Source organism: Pseudomonas leptonychotis (genome assembly GCF_004920405.1).
Lineage (GTDB): Bacteria > Pseudomonadota > Gammaproteobacteria > Pseudomonadales > Pseudomonadaceae > Aquipseudomonas > Aquipseudomonas leptonychotis.
The window spans coordinates 1,941,933-1,960,879 of record NZ_RFLV01000001.1; the positions used below are offsets into that span (position 1 = coordinate 1,941,933).

At 62.1% G+C, this 18,947-nt stretch carries 15 protein-coding genes and 1 pseudogene; 8 read left to right on the forward strand and 8 right to left on the reverse strand.

Annotated elements, in window-relative coordinates:
* Positions 1–51: 51 nt before the first annotated feature.
* Positions 52–930, forward strand: a pseudogene (locus D8779_RS08875) (AlgP family protein); the annotation flags it as partial.
* A gap of 2 nt (positions 931–932) precedes the next feature.
* On the opposite strand, the gene D8779_RS08880 reads toward D8779_RS08875, so the two are convergent.
* A complete protein-coding gene (locus D8779_RS08880; RefSeq protein WP_136664048.1) occupies positions 933–1,397 on the reverse strand; it encodes a TIGR02444 family protein in 465 nt (154 codons plus the stop codon).
* Between the two features lie 383 nt (positions 1,398–1,780).
* Between D8779_RS08880 and D8779_RS08885 the strand changes: the two genes are divergently transcribed.
* From D8779_RS08885 to D8779_RS08895, 3 genes are read left to right on the forward strand one after another with little or no spacing between them, the layout of a single operon-like run.
* On the forward strand, positions 1,781–3,691 hold the full coding sequence (locus tag D8779_RS08885; protein WP_136664049.1) for an ATP-binding cassette domain-containing protein: 1,911 nt from the start codon (positions 1,781–1,783) through the stop codon (positions 3,689–3,691).
* Positions 3,692–3,720: 29 nt separating this feature from the next.
* The gene (locus tag D8779_RS08890; protein WP_415755949.1) at positions 3,721–4,275 is read left to right on the forward strand and encodes a mechanosensitive ion channel domain-containing protein; all 555 of its coding nucleotides are present in this window, start codon (positions 3,721–3,723) and stop codon (positions 4,273–4,275) included.
* A 5-nt stretch (positions 4,276–4,280) separates the two neighbouring features.
* Complete coding sequence (locus D8779_RS08895; RefSeq protein ID WP_136664050.1) at positions 4,281–5,045, forward strand: TerC family protein; 765 nt, start codon at positions 4,281–4,283, stop codon at positions 5,043–5,045.
* 48 nt (positions 5,046–5,093) lie between these two features.
* On the opposite strand, the gene D8779_RS08900 is transcribed toward D8779_RS08895, so the two are convergent.
* The 3 genes from D8779_RS08900 to D8779_RS08910 all read right to left on the reverse strand — a co-directional run bounded on the left by D8779_RS08900 (position 5,094) and on the right by D8779_RS08910 (position 9,068).
* Positions 5,094–7,460, reverse strand: a complete 2,367-nt coding sequence (locus tag D8779_RS08900; RefSeq protein WP_136664051.1) for a putative bifunctional diguanylate cyclase/phosphodiesterase — start codon at positions 7,458–7,460, stop codon at positions 5,094–5,096.
* On the reverse strand, positions 7,457–8,101 hold the full coding sequence (locus tag D8779_RS08905; RefSeq protein ID WP_136664052.1) for a methylamine utilization protein: 645 nt from the start codon (positions 8,099–8,101) through the stop codon (positions 7,457–7,459). Before D8779_RS08905 ends, D8779_RS08900 begins: the two co-directional genes overlap by 4 nt.
* 67 nt (positions 8,102–8,168) lie before the next feature.
* Positions 8,169–9,068 carry a LysR family transcriptional regulator gene (locus tag D8779_RS08910; protein ID WP_136664053.1) on the reverse strand — a complete coding sequence of 300 codons (900 nt, stop codon included), beginning with the start codon at positions 9,066–9,068 and terminating at the stop codon, positions 8,169–8,171.
* A gap of 98 nt (positions 9,069–9,166) precedes the next feature.
* On the opposite strand from D8779_RS08910, the gene D8779_RS08915 reads away from it, so the two are divergent.
* From D8779_RS08915 to D8779_RS08930, 4 genes are all read left to right on the forward strand, one after another.
* On the forward strand, positions 9,167–10,408 hold the full coding sequence (locus tag D8779_RS08915; protein ID WP_136664054.1) for a 3-hydroxyacyl-CoA dehydrogenase: 1,242 nt from the start codon (positions 9,167–9,169) through the stop codon (positions 10,406–10,408).
* The gene (locus tag D8779_RS08920; RefSeq protein WP_136664055.1) at positions 10,405–12,195 is read left to right on the forward strand and encodes an acyl-CoA dehydrogenase C-terminal domain-containing protein; all 1,791 of its coding nucleotides are present in this window, start codon (positions 10,405–10,407) and stop codon (positions 12,193–12,195) included. The genes D8779_RS08915 and D8779_RS08920 overlap by 4 nt, the downstream gene beginning before the upstream one ends.
* Positions 12,196–12,250: 55 nt before the next feature.
* Complete coding sequence (locus D8779_RS08925) at positions 12,251–13,414, forward strand: iron-containing alcohol dehydrogenase (protein ID WP_136664056.1); 1,164 nt, start codon at positions 12,251–12,253, stop codon at positions 13,412–13,414.
* 158 nt (positions 13,415–13,572) lie between these two features.
* The gene (locus D8779_RS08930; RefSeq protein ID WP_136664057.1) at positions 13,573–14,016 is read left to right on the forward strand and encodes an acyl-CoA thioesterase; all 444 of its coding nucleotides are present in this window, start codon (positions 13,573–13,575) and stop codon (positions 14,014–14,016) included.
* Between the two features lie 107 nt (positions 14,017–14,123).
* Here D8779_RS08930 and D8779_RS08935 read toward each other — a convergent pair whose 3' ends face one another.
* From D8779_RS08935 to D8779_RS08950, 4 genes are all read right to left on the reverse strand, one after another.
* Positions 14,124–14,549 carry a glycine zipper domain-containing protein gene (locus tag D8779_RS08935; RefSeq protein ID WP_136664058.1) on the reverse strand — a complete coding sequence of 142 codons (426 nt, stop codon included), beginning with the start codon at positions 14,547–14,549 and terminating at the stop codon, positions 14,124–14,126.
* A 178-nt stretch (positions 14,550–14,727) separates the two neighbouring features.
* Entirely contained in the window at positions 14,728–17,049 is a 2,322-nt protein-coding gene (locus D8779_RS08940; protein ID WP_136664059.1) for an FdhF/YdeP family oxidoreductase, read from the reverse strand.
* Complete coding sequence (gene fdhD, locus D8779_RS08945) at positions 17,046–17,891, reverse strand: formate dehydrogenase accessory sulfurtransferase FdhD (protein WP_136664060.1); 846 nt, start codon at positions 17,889–17,891, stop codon at positions 17,046–17,048. The genes D8779_RS08940 and fdhD overlap by 4 nt, the downstream gene beginning before the upstream one ends.
* Before the next feature lie 120 nt (positions 17,892–18,011).
* Positions 18,012–18,905, reverse strand: coding sequence for a LysR family transcriptional regulator (locus D8779_RS08950; RefSeq protein ID WP_136664061.1), 894 nt, complete (start codon positions 18,903–18,905; stop codon positions 18,012–18,014).
* Between the last annotated feature and the right edge of the window lie 42 nt (positions 18,906–18,947).

Genomic DNA, 18,947 nt, shown 5'->3' on the forward strand with positions numbered 1-18,947 from the left:
AACAAAAGGCGGTCTAGTATGGCGCCATCTTAATCCGCCAGGAGGCGCGTTATGTCGGCTACAAAGAATGCAAAGAAGAAGTCAGTGAGCACCCCGCTGCACCTGTTGCAGCAACTCTCCAGTAGCCTGCTTGAGCATCTTGAAGATGCCTGCACGCGCGCGTTGGTTGATGCTGAAAAACTGCTCGCCAAGCTGGAAAAGCAACGCGGTAAAGCCCAGGAAAAACTGCATAAAGCCCGCAGCAAAATGCAGGATGCCGCAGTAGCCGGCAAAGCCAAGGCGCAGGCCAAGGGTAAAGAAGCTGTGGTGGAGCTGGAGCAACTGCTCGATACCCTGAAAGACCGTCAGAGTGAAACCCGCACCTACATCGCCGGACTCAAGCGTGATGCTCAGGAAAGCCTGAAGCTGGCCCAAGGCGTGGGTAAGGTTAAAGAGGCCGTAAGCAAGGCATTGGACAACCGCTCGGCCAAGGTTGCTGCAGTTAAACCGACTGCCAAGCCGGCCGCGATCAAAGCTTCGGCCAAGCCAGCGGCTAAAGCGGCTACGCCAGCCACCAAGGTTCCAGCTAAAGCCCCGGTCAAGGCCGCAAGCAAAGCTCCCGCCGCCGCAAAACCTGCAGCCAAGGCCCCTGCTAAACCTGCAGCGAAGAAACCAGCAGCCAGCACGGCCAAGCCTGCCGCGAGCAAGCCGGGTGCACAGCCTGCCAAGGCAGCGGCTAAACCGGCAGTGAAGAAGGCGCCTGCGGCTAAACCCGCCAGCAAACCCGCGGTCAAAGCAGCTGCAAAACCTGCAGCTAAGCCGGTGGTGAAGAACGCCGCCGCCAAGCCTGCCGCTAAACCGGTTGCCGCCAAGCCAGCTGTTGCTAAAGCAGCGGCTGCCGAAGCGCCTGCTGCAGCTGTCGGCAGCAATGGCAGTACCCCGCCAAGCGCTGTTTAAGCGCTGAGGTGTGCCGCCGCGATGCGCAGCGTTTGCAGCGCATCGCGGTTGCCGGGCTGGGGCGCCAGGCGTTCCAGCCAGTTCGGCGGCGCGTTCGCCACGCCGTTTGACCAATCTTGAGTACACGCCTCCAGGCGTTCCAGCTGCTCGCGTTCTGCGGCCAGCTCGAGTTTTTTGACCTGGTCACGTAACTGCGTCAGGGCGTTATCGCTCTGCGCCAGCTCACGCCAGCTCTGGCGCAATTGGCGTAGCGGCACCACCACCTGCTGTTGCCAGGGCTGCGCTAGAGCGCGCAACGCCTCGGTACGCTCCTCGGTGCAGGCAACTTGTCGGCGCTCCAGCCAGGCAGCGCAGAGCAGCACGCATACATCCGCCCCTTGGGCTTGCAGCTGCAGGCACGCAGCCTCGACGCCAGGGCGTTGATACAGGGTTTCGGCGAATCGCCACAGGTCAGTAGGCATGGTGCTTTCCGGGTTTCACTAGGGTCTGTTCCCGTTTCATTCACGGCCGCGTCGGAGCCTGTTTTTGCGCGAGGCAAGGCACGAGACACGAAGTTTGTTCAGCACATCCATGTGCTTAACCCCTTCGGGGCTTGCGCGCAAAAACGCTCCCTGCGTTTTTGTGGTTGTTCCAAATGAGTGTCGAGAAACGCAGTATTGCGCAAAAACAGGCCCGGCCCTTTGGGTTGCGCGGGAAATGGCCCCCGCTGTTGTTGCAGGACTTGGCAAGGGAATAACCATTACCTGCGTCCTGCGCCTAACCGGGGGCCATTTCTCGCGGCAACGCGGCTCGCGATGAAACGGGAACAGACCCTAAAGGGACTCTGGTAGACTCCGCCGCCATTATGATCCGACTTCTGAACCTGACTTTACAGCGTGGCCCTCAGCGTCTGTTAGAAGATGCCGAGATGACCCTGCACCCCGGCCACAAAGCCGGCCTGATCGGCGCCAATGGCGCCGGCAAATCCAGCCTGTTTGCCCTGTTTCGTGGCGAGCTGAGTGCGGACGCGGGCGATTGCCTGATTCCCGCCGATTGGCGTGTGGCCCATATGCGCCAGGAGATCGACGCGGTCGAGCGCCAGGCGGTGGACTACGTACTCGACGGCGACGTGCAACTGCGCCGAGTGCAGGCCGATTTGGCCGTGGCCGAAGCCGCCCATGACGGCACTGCAGTGGCGCGCTTACACACCGAACTGGACACCCTCGACGGTTACAGCGCCGATGCGCGGGCGCGCAAGCTGCTCGCCGGCCTGGGCTTTGACAGTGCGCAGATGGATCGCCGGGTTGGCGATTTCTCGGGTGGCTGGCGTATGCGCCTGAACCTGGCGCAGGCCTTGATGTGCCCCTCCGACCTGCTGCTGCTCGATGAGCCAACCAACCACTTGGATTTGGACGCGATTCTCTGGCTGGAAAGCTGGCTGAAAAACTATCCGGGCACCTTGCTGCTGATCTCCCACGACCGAGACTTTCTCGATGCCGTGGTCGATCACGTAGCCCACCTCGATCAGCAGAAGCTGACGCTGTATCGCGGCGGTTATTCGGCGTTTGAACGCACCCGTGCCGAGCGTTTGGCGCAGCAGCAGCAAGCGTACGAGAAGCAGCAAGTGCAGCGTGCGCACATGGAAAAGTACATTGCGCGCTTCAAGGCTCAGGCCACCAAGGCCCGTCAGGCACAGAGCCGGATCAAGGCGCTGGAGCGCATGGAGGAGTTGTCTGCCGCCCATGTCGATTCGCCCTTCGATTTCAGCTTCCGTGAAGCCGACAAGATCTCCAGCCCGCTGCTGGACCTGAGCGAAGGTCGCCTCGGTTATGGCGACAAGGTGGTGCTGGAGAAGGTCAAACTGAACCTGGCTCCCGGCGCGCGCATTGGCTTGCTCGGGCCGAATGGTGCGGGTAAGTCGACCCTGATCAAAAACCTGTCCAATGAGCTGCAGCCGATCAGCGGCCGTTTGCAGCGTGGCGAGAACCTGGTGGTTGGCTACTTTGCCCAGCATCAGCTCGACGCCCTGGATGACAAGGCCAGCCCGCTGTTGCACTTCCAGCGCCTGGCACCGACTGAGCGGGAACAGACCCTGCGCGATTTCCTCGGTGGTTTCGACTTCCGTGGCCCACGCTGCGACGAGCCGGTGCTGAACTTCTCCGGTGGTGAGAAAGCCCGCCTGGCCTTGGCGCTGATTGCCTGGGGCAAGCCCAACCTGCTGCTACTCGATGAACCCACCAACCACCTCGACCTGGAAATGCGCCTGGCGCTAACCATGGCCTTGCAGGAATTCAGTGGCGCCGTGGTGGTGGTTTCTCACGACAGGCATTTGCTGAAAAGCACCACCGATGAGTTTTTGTTGGTGGCTGATGGTCAGGTGCAGTCGTTCGATGGTGACCTGGAAGACTACGCCCGCTGGCTGGTGGATTACCGCACGCGGCAAGCGCCAACCAGCGGTGGCGAAAGTGGCGTGGATAAAGCCGACAAGCGTGTACAGCGTCAGGCCGCTGCGGCCTTGCGTCAGCAGTTGGCCCCGCACAAACGCGAAGCCGACAAGCTGGAGAAAGAACTGGGCCAGTTGCATGCCCAGCTCGCCGCCGTGGAAACCCGCTTGGGTGATGGCGGCATCTACGAAGCCGCACAGAAAGATCAACTGCGTGATGCCTTGGCCGAACAAGCCAAGCTGAAAAGCCGTGAAGCCGATCTCGAAGAGCGCTGGATGTCGGCACTGGAAACCTTGGAAGCCTTACAGGCTGAACTGGAGGCCGCCAGTTGAACATCACCCTGCCGACGCTGGAATGGCTGATGACCTGGCGTGAGCCGTTGCTCAGGGCCGGTCAAATCATTCTGATCCTGCTGTTAGCCTGGCTGTTGCAGCGCATCCTGACTCGCGGCATCACCCGCCTGGGCAACCGTTATCCGCAGTTGCCGGCCGAACTGCTGATGCCGCTGCGCGGTCTGGTGCGTTGGTTGATCTTGGGCAGCGCTTTTATGCTGGTGTTGGAGCGCTTGGGAGTCTCTGCTCAGGTGCTGTGGACCGCGCTCACAGGCTTTGCGGCGGTGGCAGCGATCGCCTTTTTCGCGATCTGGAGCGTGTTGTCCAACATGTTCTGTGCGCTGCTGATCTTCGCCATGGCGCCGTTCCGCCTCGGCGATTGCGTCGAGGTGCTGGAGAGTGCTGACAAACCCGGCGTGCGCGGGCGAGTGGTGGCAATCAACCTGTTCTACACCACCCTGGAAGACCTCAGCGGCGATGCACCTGGCGCCTGGGTACAAATTCCCAATAGCCTGTTTTTTCAAAAAGCTGTGCGCCGCTGGCGCAATGGCGAACTTCCCTCCCCACGAAACACTGAGGTTTAAGCATCATGGAATGGTTGGCCAGCCCTGAACTCTGGGTCGCTTTTCTGACCTTGACTGCCCTGGAAATTGTCCTCGGCATCGACAACATCATCTTTATCTCGATCCTGGTCAGCCGCCTGCCTAAACATCAGCAACCCAAGGCGCGTTTCTTCGGCCTGGCGCTGGCCATGGGTACGCGAATTCTGCTGCTGTTGTCGATTAGCTGGGTGATGCGCCTGACGGCTGACCTGTTCCATGTGTTCGACCAAGGCTTCTCCGGCCGTGACCTGATTCTATTCTTCGGTGGCCTGTTCCTGTTGTGGAAGAGCACTGCCGAGATCTTCCATAGCCTTGAAGGCGAAGAAGAAGCTCAAGCCGTGGGTGGCAAGACCTATGGCTTTATGGGCATCATCGTGCAGATCGCGATTATCGACATCGTGTTCTCCCTGGACTCGGTAATCACCGCAGTCGGCCTGGTCGACAACGTGCCAGTCATGGTGGCGGCCATCGTCATCTCGGTGATCGTGATGATGCTGTCAGCGAGTACCATCAGCGACTTTATCGACAAGCACCCGAGTCTGAAAATCCTCGCCCTGTCGTTCCTCATTGTGGTGGGTACCGTGCTGGTCGCCGAAGCCTTCGGCGTGCATGTGCCGAAGGGTTATGTGTACTTCGCCATGGCCTTCTCGCTGGCCGTTGAGGCCGTCAACATCCGCCTGCGCACAGCCCGCGCTCGGGCGCGCAAGGAAGAGCTGGAACCCGTCGCGCTGCGTAAAGACCAGCCAGACTGATCGTGCGCTTGCAAAGGGCTGGTTCCACTCGCCCCTTTGCAAGCCTGTTCAATTCACCTGGCGAGGCAGCCGCCATTGGGTGGCGGTGAGCCATTCGGCAAAGACCGCGGGCGGCAGCGGTTTGCTCAGCAGGTAACCCTGGGCGATATCGCAACCGAGCTGATCGAGGCGTTCGAGAATGGCCTCGGTTTCGACCCCTTCGGCGACGATTTTCAGGCCCATGTTGTGCCCCAGCTCAATGGTCGAGCGCACGATGATGTCGTCATCGGGGTTGCTCAATAGGTCGAGAACAAAGGATTTGTCGATCTTCAGCTCATGCACCGGCAGGCGTTTGAGTTGGGCCATGCTCGAGTAGCCGGTGCCGTAGTCGTCGATCGATAAAAGCACGCCCAGTTCAAACAGCTGCTGCAGTTGGCCCATCGCCAGTTCCGGGTCGGCCATCACTGCGCTCTCGGTGATTTCCACCACCAGACAGGCAGGTGCGACGTCATGTTCGCGCAACTGAGCGGCGATAAAGCCGGCAAAGCCAGGATCGGCCAGGTCCAGTGCCGAGACATTGATCGCGGTTTTCAGGTCCAGGCCCTGCTCATGCCAGGCGCGGCTCTGCGCCACGGCAGTGCGCACCACCCAGCGGGTCAGGGCGCAGACATTGCCGGTTTGCTCGGCCAGGGGAATAAATTCATCGGGTGCGATAAAGCCGTGCACCGGATGAATCCAGCGCACCAGGCATTCCACGCCATACAGGCTACGTGCGCGGATATTCAGCTTGGGCTGGAAGTACAGGCTGAGCTGGCCGCCTTCCACTGCACCTTTCAACTCGCTCATCAGCGCCAGACGCAGCAGGCTGTGACGGTCCAGCTCCGGGCGGTAGAGGGCGTAGTGTGAGCGCTGCTGCTTGCCCAGGTACATCGCTACTTCGGCGTGTTGCAGCAGGCTGCCGGCGCTTTCTCCGTGGTCCGGGTAAAGCGCAATACCGACTGTCGCGTTAAGGACCATGCTGATGCCGCGTACGGCAAAGGGTTCATGCAGGGCCGTGCGGTAGTGCTCGGCGGCAGGGATCAGCAGGCTGGGCTGGCAAGGGCTGATCAGCAAGGCAAACTCATCGCCGCCCAGGCGCGCCAGTTGCTCGTGAGGGCGTAACAGTGCGTTGAGGCGTTCGGCGAGTTGGCACAGCAGCACGTCGCCAGCCTCGTGGCCGAGGGTGTCGTTAAGGTCCTTGAAGTTGTCCAGGTCCATCAATAGCACCGCCACGCCTTCACCCGGTTGGCAGTGCACCAGTGCCTGCTGCAGTTCGGCAACGAAGCGGTTGCGGTTGGCCAGTTCGGTCAGTGGGTCACGGTAGGCGAGGAAACTGATGGTGGTTTCGCGCTCGGCGATGCCTTGCTGCATGGCGATGAATTCGCGGGCGAGCAAGCCGATCTCACCGCTGGCCTGATTGGGCGGCACTTGCATCGCCCCCTGATAGTCGCCGCTGGCGATGCGCCGCACGTTTTCGACCATTTGGCTCAGCGGCCGACTGACCGTATTGGCGATCCACAGCGCACCGAGGCCGGCGAGCAGCAGGGCGATGGCGAAGATGCCTGCCAATTGCCATTGCAACGGTTGGTAGTCGGCCAGCTCGGCCGACAGCGAGCGCATCAGCAGCACCTGCAAGGCTCCGCTGGTGCCCGTCAACGGCGCACGCAGGGCGACTTGCTCAAGGCCTTGCAGGTCAAAGCGGAACACGCCGTTGGCATTCGGCAGCTGCTGGCCGGCCAGTTCGGCACGCGACAGCGCCGCCAGGTTGCTGGCCAGGACCCTGTACTGGCCAGGGCGGCCGTCGAGCAGTGCCACATCAGCGCCGCTGAGGCGTGCCAGGTGACTGACGGCCTGGTCGTCCAACTCGAAGGCCATCAACAGCCAGCCCATCAGGTTGGGCCGGGGGGCGAAGATCGGCGTGGCGTTGATATGCAGCACCCGTTCACCGAATACCACCAAACGTTCTGCGCTCTGCGGGTCATTGGGGTCGAACAGGTCGTTCCAGGGCAGTGGGTTGCCGGGCAGCAGTTCGCCGCTGGTGCCGGCGAGAATCAGCCCTTCGGGGGCGCTGACCAAAGCAAAGCTGGCCTGGCTGCGTGAGGTGAAGGACTCCAGTGCGGCGGACAGCGACTGCGCCTCCTGCTGTGGGCTGGCGACCAGGTCAGCGATCTCGCCGAGCAGGGTGAAGTCTTTGGCGATCAGGTCCGCCATGGCGCTTTGCGCTTGGCGTCGGCTCTGCAGTTCGTTGCTCAGCACCGCGTGGGCAAAGTCCAGCTGACCGGCGACCTGGCTCAGGGTGTGCTGGTAGGTGGAGCGATAAACCAGGGCCAACAGCAGCACCATCACCGCCAGCAGCAACAGCAGAAAGAAACCCAGAATTTTGCCGCGCAGGGTCATGGCGTGTAGCCGCCTTTGCCTTGTGGGCGCATGGTCGGAGTCTTCGGCCTGGGGTCGCGCTTGAGCGGTGCGTCCAATTGCCAGGTCAGCTGGCTGGCGTTTGGCAGGGCGCGGCTCAGCGCTGCGCTGGCGTCACTTAGGCGCGGGTGCCAGAGGTGCAGGGTTTGCCCGGCGGCCGTATCGAACGCCAGGCGCGCACGGCCTTTGGCGTCGGTCTGGGCGAACCAGGGGCTGTCCAGTACCAGGATAAAACCGAGCATCCAGTCATGGATATTGCAGCCCAGGGTCACCAGGCCAGGCTGGTCGAAGCGCAGCTCCTGCGGGGCGGCGTTCTGCTGGTGCAGGCGCAGCTCGAAGCGCTTGGCCGGGGAGAAGGAATAGACGTGATGGTTGATCGGGTCAGAGTTGGGAAAACTCACCGTGGTGCCGACTTGCACCGGCAGGATATAGGGGCTGAACTGGCGTTTCTGCTGGTCCATCACCACGTGTGCGGTGCTCGGTTGGCCGGGCCCCGGCTCGACCCATACAACCGCGTCGGCGAGGGGTTTGCCCTGCTGGTCGAGCAGCTCGATATCCAGGCTGGCCGCCTCGGCCATGCCGCCCATCAGTACGCCCAGCAGTAGCCAACCGGACTTGCCCATAGTTGCCCCCAGCGCCGCTTAATCGTAGCGCTGAGTATAGGAAGGCTTTGCTGACCGGCCAGCCGGTTCAGTTCTGAGCGATGGCGATAATCTGCTCGATCAGCCATTGCAGCGCCGGGTCGCGCTGACGCTGCGCCAGGCTTACGGTTTCGAGGTGAAAGGGGCCGAGGGCGAAGGGCAGTTCAAACAGTTGCAACGGCAGCAGGGTGGCGAAGTGGCGTGCCAGTTGGGTGGGCAGCACGGCCGCCAGTTCACTGCTGGCGACTATATGCGCGGCCTGCAGGTAGTTGGGCGTGGTGTAGAAAATATCGCGGCACAGGCCCTGCTCGCCGAGCCACTGGTCAACCATGCCACGGGTTTGGCCGCCGTGCACCCAGAGGTGGCGCAGTTGCAGGAAGCGCTCCAGGTCCATTAACCCTGCGCCCAGCGGATGGTCACGGCGCAACGCCAGTTGCAGGGTTTCACTCATCCAGTGCCGGCGGGCGAACCGCGCGGGGATATCTTCGAAGCGTCCCAGCACTAAATCCAGCTCACCTTTGTCCAGCGCCTCGGCGGGTAAGCTGGGGCTCAGGTGGCGGATGTCGATGCACATGCCGGGTGCCTGCTGGCGGAGTTGGTCGAGCAGGCGCGGCATGCAGATCAGCTCAACATAGTCAGTGACCGCGATACTGAAGCGCTGTCGGCTGCTGGCGGGGTCGAAGGCCTCGCCGCACTGCAGGCTTTGTTCGATTTGCTGCAGGGCGCTGCGAATCGGCGCCTCTAGAGCCAGCGCCCGTGGGGTTGGCTGCATGCTGCGGCCGACCCGCACCAGCAGCGGATCGTCGAGCAGTTCGCGCAAGCGATTCAGGGCATTGCTCACTGCCGGTTGGCTGAGTGACAGGCGTTCAGCGGCGCGGGAAACATTGTGCTCGCGCATCAGTGCATCAAACACGCGCAGCAGGTTGAGGTCGAACGTTGAGATATTCATCAGCTGAATACGACTTATCACAAGACTAAATTTCAAAAATAGTAACGCCTTGCTTATGGTGGTTGGCGAATTTTCTTCAGCTGATCAAGAGGCACCGCATGAGCCAAGTTGCTTTCACCCTCGAACAAGCCGCCGTGATCGGGGCGGGCACCATGGGCCGCGGTATTGTCATGAGCCTGGCCAACGCTGGGATTCAGGTGTTATGGCTGGATAACAATCCGCAGATGCTCGATCAGGCCATGAGCGTGGTCGCCGAGACCAATGCCCATAACCTCAAGCTTGGCCGCATCAGCGCCGAGCAGGCGGCGGCGCGCCTGGCTTGCGTGACCCCGGTGGGCGATTACGCGGCGCTGGCGGATGCCGACCTGGTGATCGAGGCGGTGTACGAGAACCTCGAACTCAAGCAGCAGATCTTCCGCACGTTGGACGTCACCTTGAAGCCGGGCGCGATCCTGGCCAGCAACACCTCTGCACTGGACATCGACGCGATTGCTGCCGTCACTCAGCGCCCTGAGCAGGTGCTGGGCCTGCACTTCTTCAGCCCGGCGCACATCATGAAACTGCTGGAAATTGTGCGCGGCGCCAAGACTGCACCGGCGGTGCTGGATGCGGCCGTGGCACTGGGCCGGCGTATCGGCAAGGTCAGCGTGGTGGCCGGCAACTGCGACGGCTTTATCGGCAACCGCATGCTGCACACCTACGTGCGTGAGGCGCGCATGCTGCTGCTCGAAGGGGCATACCCGCATCAAGTGGATGCCGCACTGCAGGGGTTTGGTTTCGCCATGGGCCCGTTCCGCATGTACGACGTGGTCGGGATTGATCTTGAATGGCGCGCTCGCGAGCTGGCGGGCAAGGGCCAGGATGATCCTGCGGTGCAGGTGGATAACCGCCTCTGCGGCCTCGGCCGTTTCGGTCAGAAGGCGCGCATGGGTTATTACCGCTACGCCGAAGGCAGCCGCCAGGCCGAGCACGATCCCGAGGTGGATGCGCTGGTGCTGCAAGTGTCCGAGCAGCTTGGGTTTAGCCGCCGCGAGATTGGCCCCGAGGAAATCCTTGAGCGCTGCTTGCTGGCGCTGGTTAATGAGGGCGCAAAAATCCTTGAAGAAAACATCGCCGCTAACAGCCATGACATCGACCTGGTCTACCTAAACGGCTACGGTTTCCCGGCGGAAAAAGGCGGGCCGATGAGCTGGGCCGATAGTCAGGGCGCGGCGGGCATCCTCGGCCGTTTGCAGAACCTGCAACGCCACTTTGGCAGCCATTGGCAGCCGGCTGCACTGATTGAAACGCTGGCCAGCAGTGGCCAGCGCTTTGCTGATGTGCAAGAGGAGCGGGTATGAGCTATCAGGCCCCGCTGCGTGACATGCGTTTCGTCCTGCATGAATTGTTCGATATCAGTGGCCATTGCGCGCTGCTCGGCAACGGCCTCGACCGTGAGTTGATCGACGGCGTGTTGCAAGAGGGCGCGCGCTACACCGCCGAGGTGGTGGCACCGCTCAACCGCAACAGCGACGAACAAGGTTGCCTGTTGCGTGATGGCCAAGTAAGCACCCCGGATGGCTTTGCCGAGGCTTATCAGCAGTATGTGGATAACGGCTGGGCGAGCATGACCGGGCCGAGCGAGTACGGTGGCCAGGCGCTGCCGCAGATGCTCGCGTGCAACTTCCACGAGATGCTAATGGGCGCATCGTTGTCGTTCCGGGTGTATTCCGGGCTGACTGAAGGCGCGGTGCTGGCGCTGTACAAACACGGTAGCGAGGCGCTCAAGGGCGCCTATCTGGAAAAGCTGGTCAGCGGCCAGTGGACTGGCACCATGTGCCTGACTGAACCGCAGGCTGGCACCGACCTGGCCTTGTTGCGCACCAAGGCCGAGGCGCAGGCGGACGGCAGCTACAAGGTTAGCGGCAGCAAGATTTTTATCAGCGGTGGCGAGCAGGATCTGTCGGAAAATATCATCCACCTGGTGCTGGCGCGTCTGCCGGATGCGCCAGCCGGGGTGAAGGGCATCTCTCTGTTGTTGGTGCCGAAATTTATCGCCGCTGCCGACGGCACGCCAGGCCAGCGTAACGCGCTGTCTTGCGGCGCCATTGAGCACAAGATGGGCATCAAGGGCGCGTCGACCTGCGTGATGAACTTCGACGGTGCCACCGGCTGGCTGCTCGGCGAAGCTAATCAGGGCCTGGCGGGTATGTTCACCATGATGAACGACGCGCGTTTTCAGGTCGGTTTGCAGGGCCTGGGCATCGGCGAGGCGGCTTTTCAGGGCGCGCTGCGTTATGCCCGCGAGCGCTTGCAGTCGCGGGCGTTGAGCGGGCCGGCGGAACCGGGCAAGGCGGCTGACCCGATCATCCACCACCCGGATGTGCGGCGCATGCTGCTGACCCAAAAGAGCCTGGTCGAGGGCAGCCGCATGCTCGCCGTGTATTGCGCGCGTCAGCTCGACCTCGAACACGGCCACCCCGATGCCTCCGCGCGCAAGGCCGCCGGTAAACGCGCGGCGCTGCTGATCCCCATCGTCAAAGCCTTCTTTACCGACATGGGCCAGGAAGTCGCCAGCCATGCGGTGCAGGTCTACGTCGGGCACGGTTTTATCCGCGAGTGGGGCATCGAGCAGCTGATGCGCGACAGCCGTATCACTCAGTTGTATGAAGGCACCAACGGCATTCAGGCGCTGGACTATATCCGTCGCAAGGTGCTCGGCGACGGTGGCGCCGAACTGTCGTCGCTGCAGGCCGAACTCAGCGAGCTGTGTGATGCCCACGTAGCGCGCCCGGCACTGGCAGCTCTGGCCACAACTGTACAAAGCCGTCTGGGTGAATGGCGCGAGCTTAGCGCCGAGGTGATTGCCGCCAGCCAGCGCGACGTGCAGGAGATTGGCGCGACCTCGGTGGATTTTCTCCAGTATTCGGCCTATGTGCTGCTGGCCGGCTTCTGGCTGCAGGCGGCGGCGCGGGCGCAGGATGCCTTGGAGTCCGCGGCAGGCGAGCCCGCTTTTTATCAGGCCAAGTTGCAGTCAGCTGACTTTTACCTGCGTCGTGTGTTGCCGCGCGCCAGCAGCCACCGTGAGGCACTGCTGGGCGGTGCCACGTGCCTAATGGTTATGGATGAGGCGAGTTTCGCTTTCTGAGGCGCGTAGGATGAGCCGTATACGCGTGCAACCTAAGACATCAAGAGGACGCTCCATGCTGCCCTTTAGTTTTGCCACCACCGCGCAGATTCTCTGCGAAATCGGCGCCTCTCAGCGTCTGGCTGATCTGTGCCGTGAACGCGGCGCGCAGCGGGTGCTGATCGTCACCGACCCTGGCATTAGCAAGCTTGGGCTGCTCGACGAGGTGCTGGCGGGCTTTACTCGTGCTGGCTTGAGCGTCGAGGTATTCGATCAGGTGGTGGCCGACCCGCCCGAGACGATTCTGCTCGCTGCAGTGGCGCAGGCCCAGGCACTCAAGGCCGAATTGATTGTCGGTTTTGGCGGCGGCAGCTCGATGGATGTGGCCAAGCTGGTGGCCTTGCTAGCGCACCCCGAGTGCAGTCAGGCGCTGGTGGACATCTATGGCGTCGGTAATGCTCGGGGTCAGCGTTTGCCGCTGTTTCTAGTGCCGACCACTGCCGGTACTGGCTCGGAAGTCACGCAGATTTCCATCATCACCACCGGTGCCACCACCAAGATGGGCGTGGTATCGCCGTTGCTGCTGCCTGATTTAGCGATACTGGATGCCGAGTTGACCCTCGGTTTGCCGGCGGCCGTAACGGCGGCAACCGGCATCGACGCCATGGTGCATGCGATCGAGGCGTACACCAGCAAGCTCAAGAAGAACCCGCTGTCTGACCTGCTCGCACGTGAAGCATTGCGCCTGCTCGCCGCCAATCTGGATGAAGTGGTGAACAATGGCGGCAACCGCGAGGCGCGCCAGGCCATGCTGCTCGGCTCCTGCCTGGCCGGGCAGGCGTTTGCTAACGCGCCGGTGGCGGCGGTGCATGCCCTGGCGTATCCGCTGGGTGGGCATTTCCATATTCCTCACGGCTTGAGCAACGCGCTGGTGCTGCCCCATGTACTGGGCTTTAACGCCCGTTCGGCTGCACCCTTGTATGCCGAGTTGGCGCCGTTGGTGCTGGGTGACGCGTTGCGCGCCGGCAGCGAGCTGGAGCAGACCGAGCAACTGATTGGCGCGCTGGCTGATTTCAGTGTGCGCAGTGGCTTGCCGACCCGTTTGCGTGATGCGGGGGTGCCTGAGTCCATGTTGCCGACCCTGGCCCGCGATGCCATGCAGCAGCAACGTCTGTTGGTGAATAATCCGCGGGAAATGACCGAGGCGCATGCCCTGGCGATTTACCAAGTGGCCTATTGAGGCCATGGCGCGGCTAAAGCCTCTCCCACAACCGCGCCTCGGTCGTGGGAGGGGCTTTAGCCGCGATTGGCGATCAGCGCGCCACTGAAATTCATGGGCAAGCCAGCTCCTAAAAAAGCCGGGATGCGTGTGTTTCCCGCTAACCGCAAGGACCCCTAATGAGCCAACCTCAACACTTGCGTGACGACTACCGCCATTTCCAGCCGATTACCACGCGCTGGCACGACAACGATGTTTATGGCCATGTGAATAACGTCACCTATTACAGCTTCTTCGACAGTGCGGTGAACACCTACCTGATCGAAGTTGGCGGCCTGGATATTCATAACGGCAACGTGGTGGGGTTTGTGGTCAGTTCAAGCTGCGACTACTTCGCCTCCATCGCTTTCCCCGACGCTATCGAGGTTGGCTTGCGCGTTGGCAAGTTGGGTAACAGCTCGGTGCAATACGAGCTGGCGGTGTTCAAGGCGGGTGAGGATGAAGCCTGTGCGGCAGGGCGCTTCGTACATGTCTTCGTCGACCGCAGCAACAATCGCCCGGTAAGTATTCCCGAGGTCTTGCGCGCGGCGCTGATGCGGCTGTTGATAGAGCCTGCCGCGTAGACGAAGCGTTACGCTGCAGTCGCGGCTCAAGTCGCTGGCGCAAAGTGTTAATCGCCGGACAAAGAAAAGCCGCGGTTAAGCGGCTTTTTTTCATCAACAATCAGCACTCAGTGGTGTTTGTGCTTTTTATGCTTCTTGTGTTTTTTGCCGTGGGAGTGGCCGCCGTCGCGCTCGTTACCACCGGCATACTCATTGGCCAGTGCACCACCTGCCGCGCCGCCGAGGCCTGCGCCGATGAGCGATCCAGTGCTGCCGCCCATTTTGTCGCCGAGCACCGAACCACCGGCGGCACCCAGTCCACCACCCAGCGCCGCTTCGGTTTTGTTGCCGTCACGCGCGGTGATCACACCGCCCGCCGCCCCACCGAGCCCCGCACCAATCGCCGCGCCGGTGCTGCCACCGACTTGTTGGCCGATCACGTTCCCCGCAACGCCGCCGAGGCCGCTGCCAATGGCGACTTTGCCGGTATCGCCGGCGAAGGCCAGTGAAGAGGTCAGGGCGCTAATTAACAGCGCAGAAAATAATGTACGCATAGGGCAGACCTTCTTAGCTAAATGGGCATGCGAAATTTAAGTTGCTGATTTTTTAAGGGCAACACATTCGCACCGTGATCACACGTTAGTGTGACCACGGCATAGGCTTAGAGGTCATTTCGATGGAAAAAGTCCCTGCCACCGGTCGAATTTGTGATTGTCGCGCCAGCGCAACGCTTTACAGGATGCGCGCCTCGGCTTGGCTGGCCTCTAGGCGGATGGCGATGTACTTCGAGGTGGGGGTGAAACTGCCTTCACCGTAGCTAGCCAATGGCACCAAGGGATTGGCTTCTGGGTAGTAGGCGGCGGCCTGGCCGGCGGGAATGTCGAAGGCCAGCAGGGTGAAACCGGCGACCTTACGTTCAATGCCATCATCCCAGATTGAGTGAATGTCGACCTTCTGTCCCGGCTGGAAGCCTAAGCGCAGGATGTCGGCTTCGTTGGCAAACAGCACTTGGCGCTGGCCCTTGACCCCGCGGTAGCGATCATCCAAGCCGTAGATGGTGGTGTTGTACTGATCATGGGAGCGCAGGGTTTGCAGGATCAGGTCCGGTGTCTGTCCGCTGTTGCGCACCTGTGCGGGCAGCAGGTCTGCGGGCAGCGGGTTGGCCTTGAAGTTGGCTTTTTTGCTGGGAGTGAGCCAGCGCCGTTCGGCCACCGCATTACCCAGGTAGAAGCCACCAGGGTGTTGCAGGCGCTGGTTGAAATCGCTGAAGCCAGGAATGGTCTCGGCAATCAGCACGCGGATGCGCTGGTAATCGGCAATCAACGCGTCCCACTCCACCGGGTGGTCGCCCAGGGTGGCTTTGGCAATACCGGCGATGATCGCCGGCTCCGAGCGCATCTGGGGCGACAGCGGTTCGAGTTGGCCGTAGGAGGCGTGGATCATGCTGAATGAGTCCTCCACGGTCACTGCTTGCGGGCCACCAACCTGGTGGTCTATATCGGTACGGCCCAGGCACGGCAAGATCAGCGCGTCGCTGCCGGTGGTTAGGTGGCTGCGGTTGAGTTTGGTGCTGATCTGCACGGTCAGTGCGCAGCGGCTCAGTGCTAGATGGCTGCGTGGGCTGTCCGGGGTGGCTTGTGCGAAGTTGCCGCCCAGGCCGATAAACACCTTGGCCTGACCATCGAGCATGGCGTTGATCGCCTCGATGGTGTTGTGACCCTGCGCGCGCGGCACTTGGAATTTAAAGCGCTGCTGCAGTGCATCGAGAAAGGCCGTGGTGGGCCGCTCATTAATGCCCATGGTGCGATCGCCCTGCACGTTACTGTGGCCGCGCACCGGGCACAGACCAGCACCGGGTCGGCCGAGGTTGCCGCGCAGCAGCTGCAGGTTGACGATTTCCTGGATGGTCGCCACCGAGTTGTGGTGCTGGGTAATGCCCATGGCCCAGCAGATGATCACCCGCTCGGCGCGGCGGTAGAGCAAGGCGGCGTGCTGCAAGTCATCCAGGCTCAGCCCGGATTGTTCGATCAGCGAGTCCCAGCTGCTGGCATCAAGCAACGCCAGGTAGCCGTTCACACCGTCGGTGTGCTCGGCAATAAACGCCAGATCAAAGACGGCCGGCTCGCCCTTGGCCAGCGCTTCGCGGTGCCATTGCAGGAGGAATTTGGCCATGCCGCGCAAAGCCGCCAGGTCACCGCCCAAGGCGGGACGGAAGAAGGCGGTATTCAGGGGTTCGGAGCCGTTGGTGAGCATTTCAAGGGCATGTTGCGGATGCTGAAAACGTTCCAGGCCGCGCTCTTTCAGCGGGTTGAAGCACACCACTTGAGCGCCGCGCTTTACCGCCTCGCGCAGGGGTTCGAGCATGCGCGGGTGGTTGGTGCCAGGGTTCTGCCCGAGCACGAAAATCGCGTCGCTGTGTTCGAAGTCGGCGAAGGTGACGCTGCCTTTGCCCACGCCGACGCTCTGGCCGAGGGCCACGCCGCTGGCTTCGTGGCACATGTTGGAACAGTCGGGGAAGTTGTTGCTGCCAAAGGCGCGCACGAACAGCTGATACAGGTAAGCCGCCTCGTTGCTGGCGCGGCCCGAAGTATAGAACTCCGCCTGATTGGGGCTCTCTAGCTGTTTCAAGTGCTCGGCGATCAGGTTAAATGCAGCGTCCCAACTGATCGGTAGGTAATGATCGCTAGCCGCGTCATAGCGCATCGGCTCGGTCAGGCGGCCCTGGTATTCAAGCCAATAATCGCTCTGCTCGCGCAGTTGGCTGACGCTATAGCGGGCGAAGAAGGTGGCATCCACGCGGCGTTTGGTGGCTTCCCAGTTGACTGCCTTGGCGCCGTTCTCACAGAACTTGATGTGGCCGTCTTTCGGCGAGTCGCCCCAGGCGCAACCCGGGCAATCGAAGCCGCCGTGCTGATTGGTCTTGAGCAAGGCGCGGAGGTTTTTGAACGGCTGCTTACTGTCCAGCCAGAAGTGCGTCACGCTGCGTAGCGCGCCCCAGCCAGCGGCGGCCCCTTTGTAGGGTTGGTAGCGCGGCTTGATCGGTTGCAGGCTCATGAACGGGCGACTCCGGGCGCGGCTGCCGGGCTGTACACCCGTGGCGCGCTTTGCTGGGGCAGGTGGATCAGGTTGAGGTTGTGCTGACGTGCCCATTGCACGCTCAGGCTGGTCGGCGCTGACAGGCTGACCAGGGTGCCGATACCGGCGCGCAGCGCCTTATGGATCAGCTCCAGACTGCAGCGGCTGGTGACCACGGCAAAGCCCTGGCGCAGGTCTTCACCGTCGCGGTGCAGGGCACCGAGCAACTTGTCGAGAGCGTTATGCCGGCCGATGTCTTCGCGGCACAGGCGGATCTGCCCTTGAGCATCGACAAACAGCGCCGCATGCACGGCGCCGCTGTGACGGGCCATGGTTTGTACGCTTTGAATACGTTGGCGCAGCCCCTGCAGGTGGCCCGGTGCTGGCAGCGGGCTGGGTGGTAGGTTTTGCAGGTGTGGCAGTGCCTGCTCTAGCGCTTCCACCCCGCAGAGGCCGCAGCCACTATTACCGGCTAAGGTGCGGCGCTGTCGTTTGAGTGCCCAGAACGCGCGGTTGCTGACCTGCACGTCGGCGCTGATGGCGTTGTCATGTTGCTGGAGACTGATGTCGTAGATCTCATCGAAGCTGTCGATCAGGCCGGCGCTCAGGCTGAAACCGTAGATAAAGTCCTCAAGGTCGCTGGGCGAAACCATCATCACGCTGTGGCTGATGCCGTTGTAACTGATCGCCAGGGCTGTCTCGCTGGCCAGCGCTGCAGCGCCGTCCTGCTGGCTATCTGCCAGTTCGACATAGCTGTAGGTGGGCGCTGGCAGTAATGTCGGCGCGCTGGTGGGCGGGCTGGTGGGCGCGTGGCGTGACATGAGCAAGGCTTCCCGGCACGGAGTGATGGGGCCAGCCTAGGCCGCTGTGGCGGGTGCGTCTAATCGCTGTTACCGATCTAGTGATCGATGCTGTCTATCAAGGCTTCAAGTGCGGGCATTTCAGTCCGCAGCAGCGGGTAACAGCTTGTGCGCTTCGGCAAAGCAGGCTTCAGCCAGGGCTGAACGCGGCGCACTGCGGCGCATGATCAGGCCGAGTGGTGCGAGGGTGTGCGCGTCCTCGATGGGCGTCAGCGCCAGGTGCTCGGTGAACTCGGCTAGACCGCTGTTGAGCGGCATGATCGCGCAACACAGGCCGGCGCTGACGGCTTGTAGCAATTGATGCACGGCATCAGTTTCCATGCGCGGATTGGGCGTCAGGCCGCGTGAGCGAAAGCTGTGATCGATGGACTGGCGAAAATGCATGCCAGCGGAGAGCAGGCCGAGCGGCAGGTCGATCAGGCTTTCCCAGCGCAGTGCCGGGCGGGTGAACTGAAAGTGGCGGCGGTCATACAGCAGGCCCATGCGCGTTTCGGCCAGCTCCAGGCTGTCGAAATGCTCAGGGTTGAGGCGGTCGAGATAGGACAGGCCAAGATCGAGCTGATTGCGCCCGAGGCGTTCGAGAATCTCCTCGCTGCTTAGGGCAAACAGCTGGAAGTGCAGGCCGGCATGTTGTTCGGCGAAGAACTGCACCAGGCGCATCGGATCGAAGCCGGCCAGCGGCACCACACCCAGGCGCAAGGTGCCGACCAACTGCCCACGGCAGGCGGCCGCCTCGGCATACAGGCCGTCGTGCGCGGCCATCAGGCTGCGCGCCCAGGCCAGAATACGCTCACCCTCGGCACTGAAGCCCTCGAAGCGCTGGCCGCGATGCACCAGCTCCAGGCCCAGCTCGTCTTCCAGTTGGCGCAGGCGCATCGACAGGGTCGGCTGGGTGATATGGCAACGCGCGGCAGCCTGACCGAAGTGGCGGGTTTCATCCAAGGCGATCAGGAATTTCAGTTGCTTGATATCCATGATGGGTCCTTGAGGGGTGGGTGCGGCGATTCTAGCAGGCTG